Annotated in this window: 9 protein-coding genes; all 9 read left to right on the forward strand. The window is 63.3% G+C overall.

Features of this window, described 5'->3' with window-relative positions; translation table 11 throughout:
• The first annotated feature begins 205 nt into the window (after positions 1-205).
• The 9 genes from ACVOMF_RS19830 to ACVOMF_RS19870 all read left to right on the forward strand — a co-directional run bounded on the left by ACVOMF_RS19830 (position 206) and on the right by ACVOMF_RS19870 (position 8,023).
• Positions 206-712: a DUF1249 domain-containing protein gene (locus ACVOMF_RS19830; protein WP_481510795.1), complete on the forward strand. Its 507-nt coding sequence runs from the start codon at positions 206-208 to the stop codon at positions 710-712.
• Between the two features lie 54 nt (positions 713-766).
• Positions 767-1,255 carry an NUDIX hydrolase gene (locus ACVOMF_RS19835; RefSeq protein WP_481510796.1) on the forward strand — a complete coding sequence of 163 codons (489 nt, stop codon included), beginning with the start codon at positions 767-769 and terminating at the stop codon, positions 1,253-1,255.
• 197 nt (positions 1,256-1,452) lie between these two features.
• Positions 1,453-2,067 (forward strand): CDP-alcohol phosphatidyltransferase family protein, encoded by a 615-nt coding sequence (locus ACVOMF_RS19840; RefSeq protein WP_296246528.1) that lies wholly within the window; start codon positions 1,453-1,455, stop codon positions 2,065-2,067.
• A gap of 54 nt (positions 2,068-2,121) precedes the next feature.
• A complete protein-coding gene (phaE, locus tag ACVOMF_RS19845) occupies positions 2,122-3,267 on the forward strand; it encodes a class III poly(R)-hydroxyalkanoic acid synthase subunit PhaE (RefSeq protein WP_481510797.1) in 1,146 nt (381 codons plus the stop codon).
• A complete protein-coding gene (phaC, locus tag ACVOMF_RS19850; RefSeq protein WP_481510798.1) occupies positions 3,264-4,331 on the forward strand; it encodes a class III poly(R)-hydroxyalkanoic acid synthase subunit PhaC in 1,068 nt (355 codons plus the stop codon). The genes phaE and phaC overlap by 4 nt, the downstream gene beginning before the upstream one ends.
• Complete coding sequence (locus tag ACVOMF_RS19855; RefSeq protein ID WP_481510799.1) at positions 4,328-4,702, forward strand: YfeK family protein; 375 nt, start codon at positions 4,328-4,330, stop codon at positions 4,700-4,702. Before phaC ends, ACVOMF_RS19855 begins: the two co-directional genes overlap by 4 nt.
• 43 nt (positions 4,703-4,745) lie before the next feature.
• On the forward strand, positions 4,746-5,192 hold the full coding sequence (locus tag ACVOMF_RS19860; RefSeq protein ID WP_481510800.1) for a hypothetical protein: 447 nt from the start codon (positions 4,746-4,748) through the stop codon (positions 5,190-5,192).
• A 125-nt stretch (positions 5,193-5,317) separates the two neighbouring features.
• A complete protein-coding gene (locus tag ACVOMF_RS19865; protein ID WP_481510801.1) occupies positions 5,318-5,533 on the forward strand; it encodes a hypothetical protein in 216 nt (71 codons plus the stop codon).
• 114 nt (positions 5,534-5,647) lie between these two features.
• Positions 5,648-8,023: a Tex family protein gene (locus ACVOMF_RS19870; RefSeq protein ID WP_481510802.1), complete on the forward strand. Its 2,376-nt coding sequence runs from the start codon at positions 5,648-5,650 to the stop codon at positions 8,021-8,023.
• The last annotated feature ends 118 nt before the right edge of the window (positions 8,024-8,141 follow it).

The raw sequence follows: 8,141 nt of genomic DNA on the forward strand, positions 1-8,141 counted from the left end.
CCCCCCCCCCCCCCCCCCCCCCCCCCCCCCCCCCCCCCCCCCCCCCCCCCCCCCCCCCCCCCCCCCCCCCCCCCCCCCCCCCCCCCCCCCCCCCCCCCCCCCCCCCCCCCCACTACAGGTGGGTTCTTGAGTAAAGCCTCCGCCGAGCATGGCTCGGCACTACCGGTGATGCCACCTGCACGCCTCGGCGTGTAGGATCAGCTCCATGGCAGGCGCACTTTCCCGCATTGATCGCATTCCCAGACTCAGCCGTCTCGGCTGGCTGATGGGCTTGTATGCGGAAAACCACGATCACCTGATGCGGCTGTTCGCGCCGGATCGGCTGCACGTGGGCAGCCACCTCTCCAGCATCGGCGATGGCCTGGATGTGCGCCTGGATGTGATCGAATGCCATCGCTACACGGTGGAACTGCGGATGACCTACGACCTGTGCGATCCGCTCACCGGCGAGCCGGATCCATCGGCATTCGTACGGCTGTACCGCGATGCGCGTCAGGCCGAAACCACGCATTGCTACGTGGGCCGACGCTGGCAGGACGTGATGGGCATGTATCCGCCGCCGGAAGCGCTGATCAGCCACCGCATGCGCATGAACACCTTCCTTGGGAAATGGCTGGAATATCTGGCCGAGCGCGGCCACAGCGTGGCCACCTTGCGCCGTGTCGATGAAACCGTGGTGCCAATCCGGCGCATGGATGTAATGCCCGGCTGAGGCGCGAGCGGTTCATCGGTCATACTGCACGCCCCCTTGGTTCCGGTTGTCGCTATGCCGTACACCCCGATTATGGCCACGCTCGGCTATGTACTGTCTGCCGATGGCAGCAAGGCCTTGATGATCCATCGCAACACCCGGCCCGGTGACATGCACCTGGGCAAGTACAACGGGCTGGGCGGCAAGATGGAGGCCGATGAGGACATCCTTGCCTGCATGCACCGCGAGATCCGCGAGGAAGCGGGTATTGAATGCGGCACGACGCGCCTGCGCGGCAGCATCAGCTGGCCGGGCTTCGGCAAGAATGGCGAAGACTGGTTCGCCTTCATCTTCGTCATCGACGACTACACCGGTACGCCGATGGAGGTTAACCGGGAGGGCACGCTGGAGTGGGTTGCGGTCGACGAGCTGGAATCGCTGCCGCTGTGGGAGGGCGACCGCTACTTCCTGCCATTGGTGTTCGACGCGGACCCGCGCCCGTTCCACGGCGTAATGCCTTACCGCGACGGGCGCATGCAGTCCTGGAGTTACACGCGCCTGTAATGGCTTGCTGCAGTGGTGTCATGTAGGTCGCTCCGGCGAGCAGCACTGGCTTCGAGGCCGATGGCGTGATCCGGACACGAACGTGTCCGGGTCCAGCGCTGGCGTGTCGCATGCCGGACAAGCTGGGCGAGTGCGGGTACTGTCCACTGTTCAGGTGCTCGCGGTACCCTGTTCCGGTCCATGCACCGTGAGTTCCCATGAAACGCCATTTCTCGATGCTCCGTGAGTTCCAGCTCGCGGATTGGTTCACCCTCGGCAACGCGTTCTGCGGCACCGGCGCGGTGTTCGCGGCGATGCGCTTCCTGCAGGACGGCGAGCGCGGCTTCCTGATGTTCGGCATGGCCTTGATCCCGCTGGCGTTTATCTTCGATGCGCTGGATGGCCGGGTTGCGCGCTGGCGCCAGTCCTCGTCCACGCTGGGGCGCGAGCTGGATTCGCTGGCCGACATCATTTCCTTTGGTGTGGCGCCGGCTGCATTGGCCTATGCCTGCGGCATGCAGGGCGGTTGGGACTGGCTGATCCTGAGCTACTTCGTCTGCTGCGGCGTCAGCCGGCTGGCGCGTTACAACGTTACCGCCGAGGAGATCGCCGGTGAGTCCGACAAGGTGCCGTACTTCGAAGGCACGCCGATTCCGACCAGTCTGGCGCTGGTCATCGTCTTGGCCTTGGCGGCCCACTTCAATGCGATTGGCCCGGCGCTATGGGGCGGCAGCTGGCAGCTGGGCCCGTGGCAGCTGCATCCGCTGGTGCTGCTGTTTGCACTGTCCGGCTCGCTGATGATCAGCAAGACGCTGCGGATTCCCAAGCCCTGACGCCGGTAGGGCGGTCGCATTGCTATCATCACCGGGCATCCCGGGAGTAAGGCAATGGCGGCGGCAGGCAATAGCGACAACGCGGATTTCGAGGCCAGCATGCGCGCTGCCTGGGAGGCATGGTCACAGGCCATGCAGGGCCAGGGCGCAGCCGCAGGCGGCGATTTCCCATGGGCTGAGAGCATTGCCCAATGGACCCGCCTGGTCAGTACCGATACGCCCCCGGAAGTACAGGCGCTGGGCGCCCGGTTCCAGCATCAGGCTGGTGATTGGCTGGGCATGATGCAGCAGGTGGCCGCACGCTTTGCCGGTCGTGACACTTCGGCGGCGGAGGTGGCCGGGGCGTGGCGCGAGGCCGTGCAGGCGGGGCAGGGCGATGATCTGCTGCAGTGGATGCTGGGCGCTGCACGCGGTGGCAATGCCCTGAACGATCAACCCTGGCTGCGTGAATTCGCCAAGGCCGCACAAAGTGGCTTTGGTGGCGGCGATTGGTTGAATGCACCGGCATTCGGTCCAGCCCGTGAGCATCAGGCGCGCTGGCAGGCCTTGCTCAAGATCCAGCAGGAATACCAGGCGCGTGCCGAAGCCTATGTGGATACGATCCGTAGCGTTCTGGACGATGCCTTCAAACGTTTCGAAGCCAAGCTGGCCGAGCATGAAGTGCCTGGTAGTCAGCTGACCAGTGCGCGGGCGATGTTCGATCTGTGGATTGATGCCGCCGAAGAAGCGTATGCCAAGGTGGCGCTTTCTGAAGATTTCCAGCGCATCTATGGTGAGCTGGCCAATGCCCAGATGCGTCTGCGCGCAGCGTCGCAGAGTGAACTGGAACGTGCCTGCGACGCGATGGGCGTGCCTACCCGCACGGAGATGGATGCGGCGCATCGGCGCATCGCCGAGTTGGAACGGCAGGTGCGGCGCTTGATGGCGGCAGCCCAGCAGAGCAGCGCGCCAGCGCAGTCCGCGGCGGCGAATAAATCGGCAAGGCCATCGGCAGGAAAGACAGCTGCCAAGCCAGCGAAGCCGGCGCCGCAACGTGCGGCGAAGAAAATCACCAAGAAGGCTGCGGAAAAAGCCGTGGAGAAGGCTGCGCCGAAGAAGATCACGGCGAACAAGCCAGCCGCCAGGAAGCAGGCAGCCAAGAAGGCAGTGGTTGCCAGCAAACCGAAGTCCGCACCGGCCCGTCGCAGGAGTTCCAAATGAAGGGCCCGCTGGGTTTTGGCAACGATGACCTGCTGCAGGAAACCCTGCAGTGGCAACGCAAGCTGGTCGATGGCCTGAAGCTGTTGCCCGGTGTCGAAGACGTGGATTATGGCGTCACCGAGCGTCAGGAAGTATGGAGCGACGGCAAGGTCAAGTTGTATCGCTTCGTCAGCGATCAAGCCGATGCCAGCAAGCCGCCGTTGTTGATCGTCTATGCGCTGGTCAACCGGCCCTACATGGTTGATCTGCAGGACGGTCGTTCGCTGGTACAGAAGCTGCTGGCGCTTGGTCAGGATGTCTACGTGCTGGACTGGGGCTACCCTGACCGCTCCGAGCGCTTCCTGACCCTGGAAGACTACCTGCTGCGCTACATCGACGGTGCGGTGGATTACCTGCGTGCACAACGCGATGGCGCGCCGGTCAACCTGCTTGGCATCTGCCAGGGCGGCGTATTCGCGCTCTGCTATAGCGCGCTGCGCCCGCACAAGGTGCAGAACCTGATCAGCATGGTGACGCCGGTCGACTTCCATACTGCGGACAACATGCTCTCGCATTGGGCGCGGCATGTGGATGTGGACCTGTTTGTCGATACGCTGGGCAATATCCCGGCCGATCTGATGAATGCCAGCTACCTCATGCTCAAGCCGTTCCGCTTGAACGTGCAGAAATACGTGGGCTTGATGGACATCCTCGACGACAAGCAGGCCCTGGAAGACTTTCTGCGCATGGAGAAGTGGATCTTCGATTCCCCGGATCTGGCAGGCGAAACCTTCCGGCAGTTCGTCAAGCAGTTCTATCAGGCCAATGGCCTGATGAGCGGCAGCATCCACATCGGCGAGGAAACGGTCGATCTGGCCCAGGTACAGATGCCTATCCTCAACATCTACGCCGAGCAGGACCACCTTGTACCGCCGGCTGCATCCAAGGCCATGCAGGGCCAAGTCGGCAGCACGGATTACACCGAGCTCGGTTTCCGCGGTGGTCACATAGGTATCTATGTCTCCGGGCGCGCGCAGCGCGAAGTACCCGGCGCCATCAACGACTGGTTGAGTAAACGCGCATGAAGCTGATCTGCAATTTTCTGCTCGCCGCAAGCTTGGCTCTGATCGCCTTGCCGGCAAGTGCGGCCCCCAGTGCGGCAACACAGCGCGAGATCAGTGGCTTGATGCAGGCGCTGGAAACCTCTGGCTGCCGCTTCCAGCGTAATGGCAGCTGGTATGACGCAGTGGCGGCCCGGGGCCATCTGCAGCGCAAATATGACTACCTGCTCAAGCGCGACATGGTCGACAGCAGTGAGCAGTTCATCGAGCGTGCCGCCAGCCGCAGCAGCATGAGCGGCAAGCCCTACAAGGTTTCCTGCAGCGGAGCGCCGGAGCAGGATGCCTCCGCATGGTTCCTGCAGCAGTTGCGCCGTCTGCGTACGCCGGCACGCTGATGTCCGTGCTGGCCGCCAGATCAATAGTGCAGGCCTGAGTCTCATGCGACTCGAAATGGTGCCGATGTGGTTGCGCATTTTGGGTGGGGTCTGGACCTCGCCCAATACCTTGATTGGCCTGATCGCGGGCGCGCTCGGCAGCCTCGCTGGCGCACGCCTGTACTGGAGCCGCAGGGAGAACGCACTGGTGTTCCGGCGCTGGCCGTGGGGGCCGGGCGGGGCGATCACCTTCGGCATGGTGATCCTGCACACCGGCGATGACCTGAATGGTTTGTGCCAGACCTATGAACATCGCGCGGGTCGTTGCGAACATCCGCGCGTGCGCTTGGGCGATCATGAGCGCGCGCATGTTTTCCAGTACCTGGTGCTGGGCCCGCTGTTCCTGCCGGTCTACCTGTTGTGCGGCGGTGTGAGCGTACGTAATCCGTTCGAGCGTGCAGCGGATTACTACGCCATGCATGGTCGTGGTTGGTGGCCTGGCCATACCTGAAATGTAGTCATTGAAGCCGGCGCGCTGAGCGCTGACATCAAACGACAACCTTTTATGTACATCTCTGTAACGTCACCCCGCGTATCGTTGCACCTGTTACAGATCCAACAGGAGCACGAACCACCATGGCAGTTGTTCTTTATATCGGTGGCAGCAAGGATGGCGATAAGGGTGTGTTGCCGTACGGCTTCAGCAAAACCCGCGCAGATACCGAGCATGGCCCGGAAATTTACGTAGAACGGACGATGAACGTCTCCGGCAGGGGCTCGATGCGGGTTATGGTGCTGGAAGACCTGCGTGACGATGTCGCCAGCCAACGGCTGTATCAGCATCTGGCCTGAGTATTCAGGCGCGCGCGCCGGGCGGCAGGTCCGGCGCTTGCTGTCAACGGCTTTCCCCCGGGCGCGCGCATTGCCAGAATGGCAGCTTCCGTCACCGTGGCTACCGCACCGGCAATGCAAGACATCAAGCTCGCGCAGCAGATCGCGCAGACAATCGCCGACGAGATCGGCGCACAAGCCACTCAGACCAAGGCGGCCATCGCACTGCTGGATGAGGGCGCCAGCGTTCCGTTCATCGCCCGCTACCGCAAGGAAGTGACCGGCGGCCTGGACGATACCCAGCTGCGTAATCTCGAAAGTCGTTTGACCTACCTGCGCGAACTCGAAGATCGTCGCCGCGCCGTGCTGTCCAGCATTGACGAACAAGGCAAGCTGGCCGATGCGCTGCGTGAGCAGATCATGGGCGCCGATACCAAGTCGCGTCTGGAAGATCTGTATCTTCCCTATAAGCAGAAGCGCCGCACCCGTGCGCAGATTGCCCGCGAGGCGGGGCTGGAGCCGCTGGCCGATGGCCTGCTCGGCGACCCCATGTTGGACCCACAGGTCTTCGCCGCGGGGTTTGTCGTCGCCGAAAAGGGCGTTGCTGATACCAAAGCCGCACTGGAAGGTGCACGCGCCATCTTGATGGAGCGCTGGGGTGAAGATGCTGCGCTGGTTGGCGAATTGCGCAACTGGCTGGCGGGGAACGGCATCATCCGTGCCCGCGTTGCCGAGGGCAAGGAGGCCGAAGGCGCCAAGTATCGCGACTACTTCGATCATGCCGAGGCATTGGCGAAGATTCCTTCGCACCGCCTGCTGGCCTTGTTCCGTGCGCGCCGCGAGGAGTTCATCTTCCTCGAGCTGGACCCGGGCAGCGACGCCGAAGCCGGCCACCAGTATGCGGAAGGCCGGGTCGCGCTCAACGCAGGCATCGCCAACAAGGAGCGCCCGGCCGATCGCTGGTTGTTGGACGCCTGCCGCCTGACCTGGCGCGCCAAGCTGCATATGCACCTGCTGCTGGACCTGTTCAACCAGGCCCGCGAGAAAGCTGAGGCTGAGGCGATTGCGGTATTCGGCGACAATCTGAAGGACTTGATGCTGGCGGCGCCGGCCGGCCCGAAGGCCGTGCTCGGCCTGGATCCGGGCATCCGCACCGGCTGCAAGATCGCCGTCGTCGATGCCACCGGCAAGCTGCTGGCCACCGATACGGTGTACCCGCATGAGCCACGTCGGCAGTGGGAGCAGTCGCTGCAGGCGATCAAGCAGCTGTGCATCAAGCACAACGTCGAGTTGATCGCGATCGGCAACGGTACGGCCAGTCGCGAAACCGACAAGCTGGCAGGCGAGGCAATCGCCGCCTGCGCAAATCCCAAGCTGCAGAAGGTGGTGGTCAGCGAAGCCGGTGCCTCGGTGTATTCGGCCTCCGAGTTTGCCGCCAAGGAATTCCCGGACCTGGATGTGTCGCTGCGTGGCGCGGTGTCGATTGCGCGCCGGCTGCAGGATCCATTGGCCGAACTGGTCAAGATCGAGCCCAAGGCGATTGGTGTTGGCCAGTACCAGCACGACGTTGACCAGTTCCGTCTGGCCAAGGCACTGGATGCGCGTGTGGAGGACTGCGTCAATGCTGTCGGCGTGTTCGTCAACACCGCCTCGGCCGCACTGTTGACGCGTGTATCGGGGTTGTCATCGACGGTGGCCGAGAACATTGTCCGTCACCGCGATGAGAACGGCCCGTTCAAACGCCGCAAGGATCTGCTGAAAGTACCGCGCCTGGGCGACAAGACCTTTGAACAATGTGCCGGCTTCCTGCGGATTGCCGATGGCGACGAGCCGCTTGATGCCTCGGCGGTTCACCCTGAGGCGTATCCCGTGGTCGAGCGCATCGTCGTTGCCGCTGCAAAGCCGATCAAGGCGCTGCTGGGCGACGGCAGTTACCTGCGCAGCTTGAAGGCCGAGCAGTTCACCGACGACAAGTTTGGTGTACCGACCGTGCGCGACATTCTCAAGGAAATGGAAAAGCCAGGCCGCGATCCGCGTCCCGAGTTCAAGGCAGCACGTTTTGCCGAGGGCATCGAGGACATCAAGGACCTGCGCGAAGGCATGATCCTGGAGGGCGTGGTCAGCAATGTTGCGGCATTCGGTGCGTTCGTCGATATCGGCGTGCACCAGGACGGCCTGATCCATATCTCCGCCTTGTCCGACACCTTCGTCAAAGACCCGCGTGATGTGGTCAAGGCAGGCGATATAGTGAAGGTCAAAGTGCTGGAGGTGGACGTGCCGCGCAAGCGCATCGCATTGACCCGGCGCTTGGAAGATTCGCCTGCACCGGCCAAAAAGCCCGAGCGTGACGAGCGTGGTGCAGGGCAGGGGCGTGCTGCTGGCGGCGGGCGCGACCGGGATCAGCGCGGTCAGCGCAATCCAGGCAATGGCGGTGGCCGGCCGGCAGTGTCAGCGGCGCCGGCCAACAATGCATTGGCCGATGCATTCGCAAGGGCAAAACGCGGCAGCTGACTCAGCTGCCGCAAGATCGCATCACTCTTGTAGGAGCGGCGTAAGCCGCGAAGCAGGCACAGCGGAAGCTCCGGGCAGCGCGGTGGCCGATGATACATATGCTTAGCGGCTTTCGCCG

This window comes from Stenotrophomonas sp. STEN022 (genome assembly GCF_056760155.1).

What these genes read in the sequence shown, in the direction of transcription:
- phaC (WP_481510798.1), top strand. Translation starts at nt 3,264, where the DNA reads ATGAAGGGCCCGCTGGGTTTTGGCAACGATGACCTGCTGCAGGAAACC.
- phaE (WP_481510797.1), top strand. Translation starts at nt 2,122, where the DNA reads ATGGCGGCGGCAGGCAATAGCGACAACGCGGATTTCGAGGCCAGCATG.
- ACVOMF_RS19840 (WP_296246528.1), top strand. Translation starts at nt 1,453, where the DNA reads ATGAAACGCCATTTCTCGATGCTCCGTGAGTTCCAGCTCGCGGATTGG.
- ACVOMF_RS19865 (WP_481510801.1), top strand. Translation starts at nt 5,318, where the DNA reads ATGGCAGTTGTTCTTTATATCGGTGGCAGCAAGGATGGCGATAAGGGT.
- ACVOMF_RS19860 (WP_481510800.1), top strand. Translation starts at nt 4,746, where the DNA reads ATGCGACTCGAAATGGTGCCGATGTGGTTGCGCATTTTGGGTGGGGTC.
- ACVOMF_RS19830 (WP_481510795.1), top strand. Translation starts at nt 206, where the DNA reads ATGGCAGGCGCACTTTCCCGCATTGATCGCATTCCCAGACTCAGCCGT.
- ACVOMF_RS19870 (WP_481510802.1), top strand. Translation starts at nt 5,648, where the DNA reads ATGCAAGACATCAAGCTCGCGCAGCAGATCGCGCAGACAATCGCCGAC.
- ACVOMF_RS19855 (WP_481510799.1), top strand. Translation starts at nt 4,328, where the DNA reads ATGAAGCTGATCTGCAATTTTCTGCTCGCCGCAAGCTTGGCTCTGATC.
- ACVOMF_RS19835 (WP_481510796.1), top strand. Translation starts at nt 767, where the DNA reads ATGCCGTACACCCCGATTATGGCCACGCTCGGCTATGTACTGTCTGCC.